The sequence below is a fragment of the Rhizobium sullae genome (genome assembly GCF_900169785.1).
Classification (GTDB): Bacteria; Pseudomonadota; Alphaproteobacteria; order Rhizobiales; family Rhizobiaceae; genus Rhizobium; species Rhizobium sullae.
In genome coordinates this window covers 118,047-131,251 of the sequence record NZ_FWER01000007.1, presented here as the reverse complement: position 1 = coordinate 131,251, position 13,205 = coordinate 118,047, and the positions used below count along the sequence as shown (strand labels likewise).

At 60.7% G+C, this 13,205-nt stretch carries 13 protein-coding genes; 9 read left to right on the top strand and 4 right to left on the bottom strand.

Annotated features, from left to right (window positions below):
• Positions 1 to 17: 17 nt before the first annotated feature.
• Complete coding sequence (locus tag BN1800_RS08540; RefSeq protein ID WP_027509493.1) at positions 18 to 584, bottom strand: peptidylprolyl isomerase; 567 nt, start codon at positions 582 to 584, stop codon at positions 18 to 20.
• A 27-nt stretch (positions 585 to 611) separates the two neighbouring features.
• The gene (gene coaD / locus BN1800_RS08535) at positions 612 to 1,106 is read right to left on the bottom strand and encodes a pantetheine-phosphate adenylyltransferase (RefSeq protein ID WP_027509492.1); all 495 of its coding nucleotides are present in this window, start codon (positions 1,104 to 1,106) and stop codon (positions 612 to 614) included.
• Between the two features lie 82 nt (positions 1,107 to 1,188).
• Between coaD and BN1800_RS08530 the strand changes: the two genes are divergently transcribed.
• From BN1800_RS08530 to BN1800_RS41325, 3 genes are all read left to right on the top strand, one after another.
• The gene (locus BN1800_RS08530) at positions 1,189 to 1,443 is read left to right on the top strand and encodes a hypothetical protein (RefSeq protein WP_027509491.1); all 255 of its coding nucleotides are present in this window, start codon (positions 1,189 to 1,191) and stop codon (positions 1,441 to 1,443) included.
• A 160-nt stretch (positions 1,444 to 1,603) separates the two neighbouring features.
• Positions 1,604 to 1,759, top strand: a complete 156-nt coding sequence (locus BN1800_RS41330) for a hypothetical protein (protein ID WP_165928267.1) — start codon at positions 1,604 to 1,606, stop codon at positions 1,757 to 1,759.
• Between the two features lie 34 nt (positions 1,760 to 1,793).
• The gene (locus BN1800_RS41325) at positions 1,794 to 1,931 is read left to right on the top strand and encodes a hypothetical protein (RefSeq protein ID WP_165928268.1); all 138 of its coding nucleotides are present in this window, start codon (positions 1,794 to 1,796) and stop codon (positions 1,929 to 1,931) included.
• 184 nt (positions 1,932 to 2,115) lie between these two features.
• Here BN1800_RS41325 and gyrA read toward each other — a convergent pair whose 3' ends face one another.
• On the bottom strand, positions 2,116 to 4,902 hold the full coding sequence (gene gyrA / locus BN1800_RS08525) for a DNA gyrase subunit A (RefSeq protein ID WP_051336520.1): 2,787 nt from the start codon (positions 4,900 to 4,902) through the stop codon (positions 2,116 to 2,118).
• 226 nt (positions 4,903 to 5,128) lie between these two features.
• Between gyrA and BN1800_RS08520 the strand changes: the two genes are divergently transcribed.
• The 3 genes from BN1800_RS08520 to chrA all read left to right on the top strand — a co-directional run bounded on the left by BN1800_RS08520 (position 5,129) and on the right by chrA (position 8,136).
• Positions 5,129 to 5,761: a MarC family protein gene (locus tag BN1800_RS08520; protein WP_027509490.1), complete on the top strand. Its 633-nt coding sequence runs from the start codon at positions 5,129 to 5,131 to the stop codon at positions 5,759 to 5,761.
• 142 nt (positions 5,762 to 5,903) lie between these two features.
• Positions 5,904 to 6,719, top strand: a complete 816-nt coding sequence (locus tag BN1800_RS08515) for a chromate resistance protein ChrB domain-containing protein (protein ID WP_086996437.1) — start codon at positions 5,904 to 5,906, stop codon at positions 6,717 to 6,719.
• 1 nt (position 6,720) lies between these two features.
• On the top strand, positions 6,721 to 8,136 hold the full coding sequence (gene chrA, locus BN1800_RS08510; RefSeq protein WP_425298974.1) for a chromate efflux transporter: 1,416 nt from the start codon (positions 6,721 to 6,723) through the stop codon (positions 8,134 to 8,136).
• Positions 8,137 to 8,231: 95 nt separating this feature from the next.
• On the opposite strand, the gene BN1800_RS08505 is transcribed toward chrA, so the two are convergent.
• Positions 8,232 to 8,747: a single-stranded DNA-binding protein gene (locus BN1800_RS08505; protein ID WP_027509487.1), complete on the bottom strand. Its 516-nt coding sequence runs from the start codon at positions 8,745 to 8,747 to the stop codon at positions 8,232 to 8,234.
• 251 nt (positions 8,748 to 8,998) lie between these two features.
• Between BN1800_RS08505 and uvrA the strand changes: the two genes are divergently transcribed.
• From uvrA to BN1800_RS08490, 3 genes are read left to right on the top strand one after another with little or no spacing between them, the layout of a single operon-like run.
• Positions 8,999 to 11,923, top strand: a complete 2,925-nt coding sequence (uvrA, locus tag BN1800_RS08500; RefSeq protein WP_086996435.1) for an excinuclease ABC subunit UvrA — start codon at positions 8,999 to 9,001, stop codon at positions 11,921 to 11,923.
• 2 nt (positions 11,924 to 11,925) lie between these two features.
• Positions 11,926 to 12,372, top strand: a complete 447-nt coding sequence (locus BN1800_RS08495) for a GNAT family N-acetyltransferase (RefSeq protein WP_086996432.1) — start codon at positions 11,926 to 11,928, stop codon at positions 12,370 to 12,372.
• A gap of 23 nt (positions 12,373 to 12,395) precedes the next feature.
• The gene (locus BN1800_RS08490; RefSeq protein ID WP_086996429.1) at positions 12,396 to 13,202 is read left to right on the top strand and encodes a DUF72 domain-containing protein; all 807 of its coding nucleotides are present in this window, start codon (positions 12,396 to 12,398) and stop codon (positions 13,200 to 13,202) included.
• Positions 13,203 to 13,205: the final 3 nt, after the last annotated feature.

Sequence of the window (13,205 nt, the reverse complement as noted above, 5' to 3'; positions counted from 1 at the left end):
CTCCTCGTTTTTCGAAACTACTTGCCGGCGGTGACCTTGACCATGCGGTCGGGCTCGCTCACTTCGCCGTTCTGGCCTTCGCCGCGCTTGATCTTGTCAACATTTTCCATGCCGGAGACGACCTTGCCGACCACGGTGTACTGGCCGTTGAGGAAGGAGCCGTCCGCGAACATGATGAAGAACTGCGAGTTTGCCGAATCCGGATCCTGGGCGCGCGCCATGCCGATCGTCCCGCGTACGAAGGGCGTCTTGGAGAACTCGGCCGGAATGTTCGGCAGATCGGAGCCACCGGTGCCGGCAAGGCTTGGATCATAGCCCTTCGACATATTGCCGTACTGCACGTCGCCGGTCTGCGCCATGAAGCCGTCGATGACGCGGTGGAAGGCTACATTGTCATAGGCCCCCTTCTTCGCCAGCGCCTCGATCTGCGCAACGTGCTTGGGAGCCACATCCGGCATCAGCTGGATTACGACGGGGCCATCCTTAAGCTGGATCGTCAGCGTATGATCGGCCTGGGCAAACGCATCGCCAACGAAGGAGGCCAGGTAAAGCACGCCGGCAAATGCAATATAGAAGAGTTTCATGTGAGCTCCGTTGCGGCGAAAAACGCCTCAAGATTTGCGCTTGGATTGAAGGGCCTTCAAAACGGCGGCCGGCACAAAGGCGCTGACGTCGCCACCCATGGCCGCGATTTGACGGACCAATGTGGCAGTAATGGGCCGCGAGGCCGTGCCTGCCGGCAGAAAGACGGTCTGCACATCCGGTGCCATCTGCCGGTTCATGCCCGCCATCTGCATTTCATAGTCGAGGTCGGTGCCGTCGCGAAGCCCGCGGATGAGCAGCGCCGCACCATGCATACGCGCTGCATCGACGACAAGATTGTCGAAAGCAACGACGGAGATGCTGCCGCTTTTCTGCGGCATCGCCTCGGCAAGCGCGTTGCGGATCAGTTCCGCCCTCTCCTCGAAGGAAAACAGCGGCGCCTTGCCCGGATGGATGCCGATTGCAACGATCACCCTTTCGGCGATGTTCAGCGCCTGGACGAGCACGTCCAGATGTCCGTTGGTGAGCGGGTCGAAGGACCCCGGATAAAATGCAGTCGTCATAGGACCCGGCCGTTTCGTTCCGATGCCTTTTGTCATGGATGCCTGCGTCCCGCAAGTCATTTGCCGGCCGGCTGAACGGCGGATGAATGCTGCGTTCAACGCCGTTTCAGATGCGATCCGCATAATCGGAAACATCAACGCAGCCGATGCCATCCGGCACCGGGCGCACCCGAAAGACACCGACATGCTGATCCTGCTGCTTTCCCTTGCCGTCGTTCTCTCCCTGCTTGCGGAGCTGGCATATGGCTACCTGCAGGACCGCTATGCGATACGCTGGGTGCGGGCGGAAGTCAGCGAGCATCGCGCCATCATGCGCAAGCTCGGCAGAGCGCGTTGAGACCAGCTCTCGAATCTGAACGCCAGATGAACGAGACATTCAAGGTGGCTTCAGACCGGGCTTGGTAAACGACCCATCAACATCCGCCGGAACCAATTACGGACGGATACGTTCATCAACCGAAGCGTAGATGCGATACGCGGTACGAAGGGAAAAACAGATGCCCGATAAGGTTACCATCATCAATGTTTTCTGGATGGCAATGATCACGGGAATGCTTACTGCAACTGTCGCGCTCTATGACCAGCAGACCGATACGTCCAAGGTATATGGTCCTTATGCTTCGGCCCGCACGGCCATCATAAGCCAGTACTGAGGGACGCGAACGCAACTTCGGAAAGGATTGCGCCATGTTCACGATCTTGACTGTTCTTACCGCTCTCATCAGCGTCATGTTTATCGTGTCCGTGGCGTCAACCGTTTCCGCCCTTCGCCGCGAAAGCGAAGAAGTGAAGGCGTTCGACAAGAAGAAGCACAGCACTTTCTAAAACACGATTCCCCGCCCCTTGAGCGCACTCCCCTCCAGCGCTCGGGTCATTCAAAGCCGGACGCGGTCCCCGCGTCCGGCTTTTTCATGCGCACTGCACCCTCAAACCAAACGAGCAGCAATCTGTGCATAAAAAAACCGGGCGGCAGGGGGCCGCCCGGTTCTCAACCAAAGCCTGGTTTACATTACTCTTCCGTTGCAGGTGGCGCCTCGCCGCTTTCGATCGGCGTTTCGTTGACGATTTCGCCGACATCCTCGCCGTCATCTTCCGGCTCGCTGATGCGCTCGACGGAGACGACCTTTTCGTCCCTGGCGGTCGAGAAGATCGTGACGCCCTTGGTGGCGCGGCTGGCGATGCGGATGCCACCGACCGGGACGCGGATCAGCTGACCGCCATCCGAGACCAGCATGATCTGGTCGCCCTCGTCGACCGGGAAGGCGGCGACAAGTTCGCCGATCTCGCTCGTCTTGGAGGTATCGGTGGCCCGGATGCCCTTGCCGCCTCGGCCGGAGATGCGGAAGTCGTAGGAAGACGACCGCTTGCCGAAGCCCTTCTGCGACACCGTCAGCACGAATTGTTCGCGTGCCTTCAGTTCCTCGTAGCGCTCGTCCGTCAGCTGTCCCTCTTCGGTGACTTCTTCGCCGACCAGGGCGATGTCCTCCTCGTCGATGCCCGTGGCGCGGCGTTCCGCAGCGGAACGCTTGAGGTAGGCGGCTCGCTCCCACGGTTCGGCATCGACATGACCGACGATGGTCATCGAGATGATGCGGTCGCCGTTGCCGAGGTTGATGCCGCGAACGCCGATCGAATTGCGGCCCGCAAAGACACGGACATCATCGACCTGGAAGCGGATGCATTGGCCGAGCGCCGTCGTCAGCAGGACGTCGTCATGTTCGGTGCAGGTCTCGACGGAGAGGATTTCATCGCCCTCCTCCTCGAGCTTCATGGCGATCTTGCCGTTGCGGTTCACCTGGACGAAATCCGACAGCTTGTTGCGGCGAACCGTGCCGCGCGTCGTCGAGAACATGACGTCGAGGCTTTCCCAGCTCTCCTCGTCCTCCGGCAGGGGCAGGATCGTGGTGATGCGTTCGCCGGGCGCCAGCGGCAGCATGTTGATCAGCGCCTTGCCGCGCGACGTCGGGGTGCCGATGGGCAAACGCCAGACCTTTTCCTTGTAGACGATGCCGCGGGAGGAGAAGAACAGGACCGGCGTATGCGTATTGACCACAAATAGCCGGCTAACGAAATCTTCATCGCGCGTCGTCATGCCGGAGCGGCCTTTGCCGCCACGGCGCTGAGCGCGATAGGTCGTCAGCGGTACGCGCTTGATGTAGCCGAGATGCGAGACGGTAACGACCATGTCTTCGCGGGCGATGAGGTCCTCGTCATCCATTTCAAGGCCGCTGTCGATGATCTCGGTGCGGCGTGGGGTGCCGAATTCGTCGCGAACCGATGTCAACTCATCCTTGACGATCGTCTGGATGCGGACGCGGGACGACAGGATGTCGAGATAATCCTTGATCTCGTCGCCGATCTTGTTGAGCTCATCGCCGATTTCATCGCGGCCGAGCGCTGTTAGACGGGCAAGACGGAGCTCGAGGATGGCGCGGGCCTGCTCTTCCGAGAGGTTATAGGTCATATCCTCATTGATGCGATGGCGCGGGTCATCAATGAGGCGGATCAGGCTCTCGACGTCTTCAGCCGGCCAGCGGCGCGTCATCAGCTCTTCGCGCGCCGACTGTGGATCCGGCGCCTGGCGGATGACGCGGATCACTTCATCGATATTGGCGACCGCAATCGCGAGACCTACCAAGACATGAGCACGTTCGCGCGCCTTGCGAAGCAGGAATTTCGTTCTCCGGCTAACGACCTCCTCGCGAAAGGAGACGAAAGCGCGAAGCATATCGAGCAGGTTCATCTGTTCCGGCTTGCCGCCGGTCAGCGCCACCATGTTGCAGCCAAAGGAGGTCTGCAGCGGCGTGTAGCGATAAAGCTGGTTCAGGATGACTTCGGCATTGGCATCACGCTTCAGCTCGATGACGACGCGATAGCCCTGGCGGTCGGATTCGTCACGGAGATCGGAGATGCCTTCGATGCGCTTCTCGCGCACCAGTTCGGCCATCTTCTCGATCATCGTCGCCTTATTCACTTGGAAAGGGATCTCGGTGATGATGATCTGCTCGCGGTCGCCGCGCATCGGCTCGATCGCAGCAACGCCGCGCATGATCACGGAACCGCGGCCGGTCTCATAAGCCGAGCGGATGCCGGCACGGCCAAGGATTTTCGCACCTGTCGGGAAATCCGGACCGGGAATGATCTGCATCAGATCTGACAGTTCGATCGCCGGATCATCGATCAGCGCGATACAGCCGTTGATGACTTCGGTCAGATTGTGCGGCGGAATATTGGTGGCCATGCCGACGGCAATGCCGCCCGCTCCGTTGACGAGCAGGTTCGGGAATTTCGCGGGCACCACGACGGGCTCGGAGAGCGTGCCGTCGTAGTTGTCGCGGAAGTCGACCGTTTCCTTGTCGAGATCGTCGAGCAGCGAATGCGCCGCCCTTTGCAGACGGCATTCCGTGTAGCGTTCGGCCGCCGGCGGGTCGCCGTCGACGGAACCGAAATTGCCCTGACCGTCGATTAGCGGCAGACGGAGCGACCAACCCTGCGCCATGCGGGCGAGCGCATCGTAGATCGCAGCATTGCCGTGCGGGTGATATTTACCCATCACGTCACCGGTGACGCGGGCGCATTTGACGTATTTCTTGTTCCAGTCGATGCCGAGTTCGGACATGCCATAGAGGATGCGCCGGTGCACAGGCTTGAGGCCGTCGCGGACGTCCGGAAGCGCACGGCTGACGATGACGCTCATCGCGTAATCGAGATACGACCGCTGCATTTCCTCCATGATGGAGATGGGCTCGATGCCTGGCGGGAGCTTCCCGCCGCCTGGGGGTGTTTGTTCAGTCAAAACAGATCACGATCTCTTTGTAGAATCACTGGAGGATTTATAGCGGAAAGGCTGGCCGCGCGCCAATTTGAGCGAGGGTTTTGAACAGACTTTGCGGCGGAAGGGCGGCAATTCAGGCGATTTCGGACCGCTTTCAGCGCCGGTCCACCACCTGTCATTTGCCAAATGGAAAACCTCGCTTCACAATCGCGAAAATCAAGCCTTGATATGGTGTTCCGGAGAGACGATGGCAAGCGCCGACCAACTGATCAACGCTTTCACGACGCTGCTCGTCACGATCGATCCTCCCGGACTTGCGCCGATCTTCCTCGGCCTGACCAGCGGCATGAGCCGCGGCCAGCGCAAGCAGGTGGCGCTGCGCGGCTCCGTCATCGCTTTCATCATTCTCGCCGTCTTTGCACTGTTCGGCGCAAGTGTGCTTGGGGTTCTTGGCATTTCCATCGGCGCCTTCCGCATCGCCGGCGGACTGCTGCTCTTCTGGATCGCCTTCGAAATGGTGTTCGAGAAGCGGCAGGACCGCAAGGAAAAGACCAGCGAAGTGGCGATTACCAAGGATCACATCCAGAATATCGCGGTCTTTCCGCTCGCCCTTCCGCTGATTGCCGGCCCGGGCGCGATCTCGGCGACGATCCTGCTTGCGGGCTCGCTGCCGACCTCAGTCGAACGGGCGCAGCTTCTCATCGTCATTGCAGGCAATCTTCTTCTGATGCTTGTGGCGCTGCTGATCGCCGATCGTCTCGACCGCCTCCTCGGGGTCACCGGCCGGGCGATCCTCACGCGCCTGCTCGGCGTAATCCTGGCGGCGCTTGCCGCGCAGTTCGTCGTAGACGGCGTTAAAGCCGCGATGGCTGTCAGTTAAAAGGACGCCGTCGCGAGGCAAACCCAACAGGGCTTGACTTCCCGCGGGCCTGCTGCACATGATTGGCTCTGGGGTTGCGATCACCCCACGAGGCGACAGCTGAAGTATCGCGTCCGATAAGCCGCAAAACGGAGGACGCGTCATGCCGTCATTTCTGGAAATTTCATCCGACAAGCTCAACCGTATCATCGGAACGCCGAATGCGCCCGTCATTGTCGACGTCCGCACAGCCGAAGACTTTGCCGCCGACCCTAGGCTCGTCCCAGCCTCGGTCCGGCGTAGTCATACCAATGTCGACGCGTGGAGCCGCGAAGTTGCCGGTCCGGCGATCATCGTATGCCAGAGGGGTCAAAAGCTGAGTCACGGTGTAGCCGCGTATCTCCGGCATGCCGGAACGGAAGCAGAGGTTCTCGAAGGAGGATTCGAGGCGTGGCTGCGGGCCGGTGGCCAAGTCGTACCGGAGGGCAAGATGCCGGCGCGCGACCCGCATGGCCGGACCGTATGGGTGACGCGGGCACGCCCGAAGATCGACCGGATCGCCTGCCCCTGGCTGATCAGGCGTTTTGTCGATCCCAATGCCGTCTTCCTGTTCGTTCCGGCATCGGAGGTGCCAGCAGTTGCTGATCGTTTTGGCGCGACGCCGTTCGATATAGAGGACGTCTTCTGGAGCCACCGCGGCGAACGCTGCACCTTCGACGTGATGATCGAGGAATTCAATCTTATATCCGAACCACTGCTGCATCTCGCCACCATTATTCGCGGCGCCGATACTGCCAGGCCCGATCTCGCGCCGGAAGCCGCCGGTCTGCTCGCCGCTTCGCTCGGGCTTTCGCGCATGTTCACCGACGACTTACAGCAACTCGACGCCGGCCTGACGCTCTATGACGCGTTTTACCGCTGGTGCCGCGACGCGACCGACGAGACACACAACTGGCCCAACCCGAAGCGGGCGCAGTGAGATGGCTGACATGGTGGATACGGAACGAGACGCCCCGGCGGGCCGGGATATCGTGCCTCTCGGCGAGGCCGTGAAGGTGTGGGCAAGGGTTGCGGCGCTCAGCTTCGGCGGACCGGCGGGACAAATTGCCCTCATGCATCGCGTCGTCGTCGATGAGAAGCGGTGGATCGGCGAACATCGCTTCCTGCATGCGCTCAACTACTGCATGCTGCTTCCCGGGCCGGAAGCCCATCAGTTAGCGATCTACATCGGCTGGCTGCTCAACAGGACGATCGGCGGCCTGATCGCCGGAGCGCTGTTCGTGCTCCCGGGCTTCATCGCCATCCTCGGGCTGAGCTACATCTATGCCGCCTATGGAAACGTGAGCTATATCGCCGGCTTGTTTTTCGGTCTGAAGGCCGCGGTGCTGGCGGTCGTGCTGCAGGCTGTGTTCCGGATCGGAAGCAGGGCGCTCAAAAACAATGTGATGATCGGCATTGCCGCCGCCGCCTTTGTTGCGATCTTCTTTCTCCACGTCCCGTTCCCGCTGATCATCATCGCGGCCGGCATTCTGGGCTTCTTCGGCGGCCGCGCGGGCTCGCCGTTGTTCAAGGTTGGCGGTGGACACAGAGGCGGTTCGGCCGTGATCCTCGAAGACAGGGATTCCCTGCTTGGGGAGGAGACGCCGCCCCACGCACGGCCAAACCTTGCATGGTCGCTGCGGGTATCCGGCGCCCTTGCGATCGCCTGGCTTCTGCCTGTCGCGCTGCTTTTAGCGACAACGGGATCCGGCAATATCTTTTCGCAGGTCGGTCTGTTCTTCAGCCAGATGGCTGTCGTGACATTCGGCGGCGCGTACGCGGTGCTTGCCTATGTCGCGCAGGAAGCGGTTCAGCATTTCGGATGGCTAAAACCGGGCGAGATGCTGGATGGCCTCGGCATGGCCGAGACTACACCAGGTCCGTTGATCATCGTCGTCCAGTTCGTCGGCTTCATGGCCGCCTACAGGAACCCCGGGCCGCTCGATCCGATGCTCGCCGCCACGCTCGCCGCTGTCCTGACGACATGGGTGACCTTCATTCCGAGCTTCCTGTGGATTTTTCTCGGAGCACCGTTCATCGAGAAGCTGCGCGGCAATGCCGAGCTGACCGGAGCGATGTCGGCCATCACGGCAGCCGTCGTCGGTGTGATCCTCAATCTTGCGATCTGGTTCGGGATCCACGTGCTCTTTGCCGAGGTGCGTCCTGCCTTATGGGGACCGGTTTCAATCGATGTCCCGGTTCCAGCCTCGGTCCTCTGGCCATCGCTCGCGCTGACGGCGTTTGCCGCCTTGGCTATCTTTCGCCTGAAGCTTTCGGTGATCTCGACACTGGCCATTTGCGCCGCAATCGGCGTCATGTGGACCATTCTGGCAGGCTCGGGCACCACGACGCCGTGAGCACCGGAATTTTGTTCGCGCCGAATGCCTCTGCCGAGGAAACGCCAATAAAAAACCGCTGCCAGGCAGCGGTTTTTACGGTGATTTCGCTCGTCTCAGAACGGGATATCGTCATCGAGATCGCGTGAGAAATTCCCGCCGCCACCGCTGCTGCGGCCGGACGGCTGCGACGGGGCGCCGTAGTCGTCTCCGGAATTGCTGCCGCCACCGAAATCGCTGCTGCTGCCGCGTCCGCCGCTGGAACTCGCGCCGCCTTCGCCGCGGCCGTCGAGCATGGTCAGCGTCGAATTGAAGCCCTGCAGCACGACTTCCGTTGAGTAACGGTCCTGGCCCTGCTGGTCCTGCCATTTGCGGGTCTGGAGCTGGCCTTCGATGTAGAGCTTGGCGCCCTTCTTCACATATTGCTCGACAACCTTGCAGAGACCTTCGTTGAAGACGACGACGGTGTGCCATTCGGTCTTTTCGCGGCGCTCGCCGGAATTGCGGTCCCGCCACGTCTCGGAGGTCGCGATGCGAAGATTGGCGATCGGGCGGCCATCCTGTGTCCTGCGGATTTCGGGGTCTGCGCCCACGTTTCCGATCAGAATTACCTTGTTCACGCTGCCAGCCATACTTCTCACCTTACTGCCGCCCTGCCCGGCGGCGCTTGAAACAATCAGTGTACCTTAAACTATAGAACCCCGGCCATGCGTGTCCATCGCCGGTTCATCCACAAGGGAATTTTGTTCTTTATTTGTTCTAGTTTATGGTTATGATCCTGTCAACAGAATCGAAAACCTCGCAACAGATGGATATTCAGCCTCGACTCGCCCAGCGGCATCACTAAATAAGGGGCTTACTCCAGCACAGAAGCACAATTACGATGAGTGAACTTAAGACGATTTCCATCCGCGGCGCGCGCGAGCACAACCTCAAGGGCATCGACCTCGACCTGCCGCGCAACAAACTCATCGTCATGACCGGCCTTTCCGGGTCCGGCAAGTCGTCGCTTGCGTTCGACACAATCTATGCGGAGGGCCAGCGCCGCTATGTCGAAAGCCTTTCGGCCTATGCCCGCCAGTTCCTCGAGATGATGCAGAAGCCGGACGTGGACCAGATCGACGGCCTGTCGCCGGCCATATCCATCGAACAGAAGACGACTTCGCGCAATCCGCGCTCGACAGTCGGCACGGTCACAGAGATCTACGACTACATGCGCCTGCTCTTTGCGCGTGTCGGTGTTCCTTACTCGCCGGCGACGGGCCTGCCGATCGAGAGCCAGACTGTCAGTCAGATGGTCGACCGCGTGCTCGAATTCGAGGAAGGCACGCGTCTTTATATTCTGGCGCCGATCGTGCGCGGCCGTAAGGGCGAATACAAGAAGGACCTGGCGGACCTCATGAAAAAGGGCTTCCAGCGCGTCAAGGTGGACGGCCAGTTCTACGAGATCGCCGATGCTCCGGCGCTCGACAAGAAATACAAGCACGACATCGATGTTGTCGTGGACCGCATCGTCGTGCGCCCCGACATGGCGTCCCGGCTTGCCGACAGCTTCGAGACCTCGCTGAAGCTCGCAGATGGGCTTGCGATCGCCGAGTTTGCCGACAAGCCGCTGCCGCCGGGGGAAACGTCTGCGGGCGGCTCCGCCAACAAATCGCTCAACGACACGCATGAGCGCATGCTGTTCTCGGAGAAATTCGCCTGCCCCGTTTCCGGCTTCACCATTCCGGAGATCGAGCCGCGGCTCTTCTCGTTCAACAATCCGGCCGGCGCCTGCCCGACCTGCGACGGGCTTGGCGCCCAGCAGAAAATCGACCGGGCGCTGATTATCCCCGAACCGGAGCGGACACTGCGCGACGGCGCCATCGCGCCTTGGGCGAAGTCGAGTTCGCCCTACTACAACCAGACGCTGGAAGCGCTCGGCAAGCATTACGGTTTCAAGCTCGGCAACCGCTGGAGCGATCTCTCGGAAAAGGCACAGGACGTCATCCTGAACGGCACGGACGAGAAGATCGAGTTTCACTATGCCGACGGCGCACGCTCCTATACGACGCATAAGAGCTTCGAAGGCATCATCACCAATCTCGAACGCCGCTGGAAGGAAACCGATTCCGCTTGGGCGCGCGAAGAGATCGAGCGCTTCATGTCCGCAGCCCCCTGCCCGGCCTGCAACGGTTTCCGCCTGAAGCCGGAAACGCTGGCAGTGAAAATCAACAAGCTGCATATCGGCCAGGTGACCGACATGTCGATCCGCGTGGCGCGCGACTGGTTCGAGGCACTTCCAGCGACTTTCTCGGCCAAGCAGAATGAGATCGCGGTGCGCATCCTGAAGGAAATCCGCGACCGCCTGCGCTTCCTGAACGATGTCGGTCTTGAATATCTCAGCCTGTCGCGGAATTCCGGCACTCTGTCGGGCGGCGAAAGCCAGCGCATCCGCCTTGCCTCCCAGATCGGATCAGGCCTGACGGGCGTGCTCTACGTTCTCGACGAGCCGTCGATCGGCCTGCACCAGCGCGACAATGCGCGGTTGCTCGACACGCTGAAGCACCTGCGCGATATCGGCAATACGGTGATCGTCGTCGAGCATGACGAGGATGCGATCCTGACGGCAGACGACGTGGTCGACATCGGCCCGGCGGCCGGCGTGCATGGCGGCCACATCGTGGCCCACGGAACGCCGCAGGACATCATGGCGAACCCGAGGTCGCTGACCGGCAAGTACCTCTCCGGCGAACTCGGCGTGCCGGTTCCCGACGAACGGCGCAAGCCGAAGAAAGGCCGCGAGATCAAGGTGGTCGGCGCGCGTGGCAATAATCTGAAGAACATTACGGCCTCCATCCCACTCGGTGTCTTCACCGCCGTGACGGGCGTTTCGGGTGGCGGCAAATCCACATTCCTGGTGGAGACGCTCTACAAATCGGCCGCACGCCGCGTGATGGGCGCCCGCGAAATTCCGGCCGATCATGACCGCATCGACGGCTTCGAGCACATCGACAAAGTCATCGATATCGACCAATCGCCAATCGGCCGCACGCCGCGTTCAAACCCGGCAACCTATACCGGTGCGTTTACGCCGATCCGCGACTGGTTCGCCGGTCTGCCGGAGGCGAAGGCGCGCGGCTATCAGCCGGGACGATTCTCCTTCAACGTCAAGGGCGGGCGCTGCGAAGCCTGCCAGGGCGACGGGGTCATCAAGATCGAGATGCACTTCCTGCCGGATGTCTACGTCACCTGCGATGTCTGCCACGGCAAGCGCTACAATCGCGAAACGCTGGACGTGACCTTCAAGGGCAAGTCGATTTCGGACGTGCTCGACATGACGGTCGAGGAAGGCGTGGAGTTCTTCAGCGCCGTACCGGCGGTACGCGACAAGCTGCAGTCGCTGTTCGATGTCGGCCTCGGTTACATCAAGGTCGGCCAGCAGGCAAATACGCTTTCAGGCGGCGAAGCCCAGCGCGTCAAACTCGCCAAGGAACTTTCCAAGCGCTCGACAGGCCGCACGCTCTACATCCTCGACGAACCGACCACCGGCTTGCACTTCCACGACGTCGCCAAGCTGCTTGAAATGTTGCACGAGTTGGTCAACCAGGGTAATTCCGTCGTGGTGATCGAGCACAATCTCGAAGTCATCAAAACGGCCGACTGGGTGCTCGATTTCGGCCCTGAAGGCGGCGACGGCGGTGGCGAGATCGTCGCGGCCGGCACGCCCGAAGCGATCGTCAAGGAGCCGCGCTCCTATACCGGCCATTTCCTTAAGGAACTGCTGGAGCGCCGGCCGGTGAAAAAGACATTCGCGGCAGCGGAATAGCCATGCTGCGCCTGGGCTCCACTGCGGATATCGAGATAGTGAAGTCGCTAACAGGCGAAGCCTATGCACGTTACCTTGCTTTGCTGGGAGCAGAGCCCATACCAGTGACCGACGATGATGCTCCACGGATCGCGAGGGGTGAGATCTGGTTGTTTGAGATCAACGGCGTTTGCGCCGGTTTGGCGGTGCTGGAGCGTCATAAGAATCACGCAATGCTCATTAGCATCGCCGTGTCGCCTGCTCATCAGGGCCGCAGGCACGGCGGCACCATCCTTCGCTGGGTGGAGGCTAAAGCACAGGAATGGCAACTGCCTGAGTTGCGGCTCCACACCAACGCCCGCACGATGCGGAATATCGCAATTTATAAGGGCTTTGGATTTCAGGGGCGCCGGCCGAGTCCTTACAGGCCAGGATCGACCATCGTCGACATGACAAAAGCAATGGCGTGAAGGCGGAACAACGGGAGGAACACATGAACAAATCCGGCAGCATCCGCGTCGGTGTCGGCGGCTGGACTTTCGAGCCCTGGCGGAATCACTTCTATCCGGGCGACCTCAAGCAGAAGGACGAGCTGCACTACGCCAGCCGGCAGTTGAAGGTCATCGAAATCAATGGCACCTATTACAGCTCGCAGAAGCCGGAGACCTTTGCGAAATGGGCTGCCGACGTGCCGGATGGCTTCATCTTCTCGCTGAAGGCCAGCCGCTTCGTGACCAACAGGCGCGTGCTTGCCGAGGCGGGAGAATCCATGGAGCGCTTCCTGACGCAGGGGCTAACCGAGCTCGGCGGCAAGCTCGGACCAATCCTCTGGCAGTTCGCTCCGACCAAGAAGTTTGATGACGAGGATTTCGAGGCCTTCCTAAAGCTCTTGCCGGACAACCAGGACGGCCTGCCATTGCGGCATGTCGTCGAGGTGCGCCACGATTCCTTCAAGGCGCCCGAATTCATCGCGCTGCTGGCGAAATACGGCGTGGCGCCAGTCTGCGCTGAACATTTCGATTATCCGATGATCGCCGATGTGACGGCGGATTTCGTCTATGTCCGGCTGCAGAAGGGTTCGGACGACATCAAGACCTGCTACGCCTCCAAGGACCTGAAGGCCTGGGCGAAGCGCCTCGAGACATGGGCCGAAGGCAAGGTACCGGATGATTTGCCGCTGATCGACAAGGAGCGGAAGGTCAAGAGCGAGCCGCGCGACGTTTTTGCCTTCATGATCCACGAAGGCAAGGTCAATGCGCCTTTCGGCGCGATCGCGCTTCAGGAAGAGGTCGGAAAATAGCAG

Coding starts and splice junctions, on each gene's coding strand:
- BN1800_RS08540 (WP_027509493.1), bottom strand. CDS start 584: ATGAAACTCTTCTATATTGCATTTGCCGGCGTGCTTTACCTGGCCTCC.
- coaD (WP_027509492.1), bottom strand. CDS start 1,106: ATGACGACTGCATTTTATCCGGGGTCCTTCGACCCGCTCACCAACGGA.
- BN1800_RS08530 (WP_027509491.1), top strand. CDS start 1,189: ATGAATGCTGCGTTCAACGCCGTTTCAGATGCGATCCGCATAATCGGA.
- BN1800_RS41330 (WP_165928267.1), top strand. CDS start 1,604: ATGCCCGATAAGGTTACCATCATCAATGTTTTCTGGATGGCAATGATC.
- BN1800_RS41325 (WP_165928268.1), top strand. CDS start 1,794: ATGTTCACGATCTTGACTGTTCTTACCGCTCTCATCAGCGTCATGTTT.
- BN1800_RS08520 (WP_027509490.1), top strand. CDS start 5,129: ATGGCAAGCGCCGACCAACTGATCAACGCTTTCACGACGCTGCTCGTC.
- BN1800_RS08515 (WP_086996437.1), top strand. CDS start 5,904: ATGCCGTCATTTCTGGAAATTTCATCCGACAAGCTCAACCGTATCATC.
- chrA (WP_425298974.1), top strand. CDS start 6,721: ATGGCTGACATGGTGGATACGGAACGAGACGCCCCGGCGGGCCGGGAT.
- BN1800_RS08505 (WP_027509487.1), bottom strand. CDS start 8,747: ATGGCTGGCAGCGTGAACAAGGTAATTCTGATCGGAAACGTGGGCGCA.
- uvrA (WP_086996435.1), top strand. CDS start 8,999: ATGAGTGAACTTAAGACGATTTCCATCCGCGGCGCGCGCGAGCACAAC.
- BN1800_RS08495 (WP_086996432.1), top strand. CDS start 11,926: ATGCTGCGCCTGGGCTCCACTGCGGATATCGAGATAGTGAAGTCGCTA.
- BN1800_RS08490 (WP_086996429.1), top strand. CDS start 12,396: ATGAACAAATCCGGCAGCATCCGCGTCGGTGTCGGCGGCTGGACTTTC.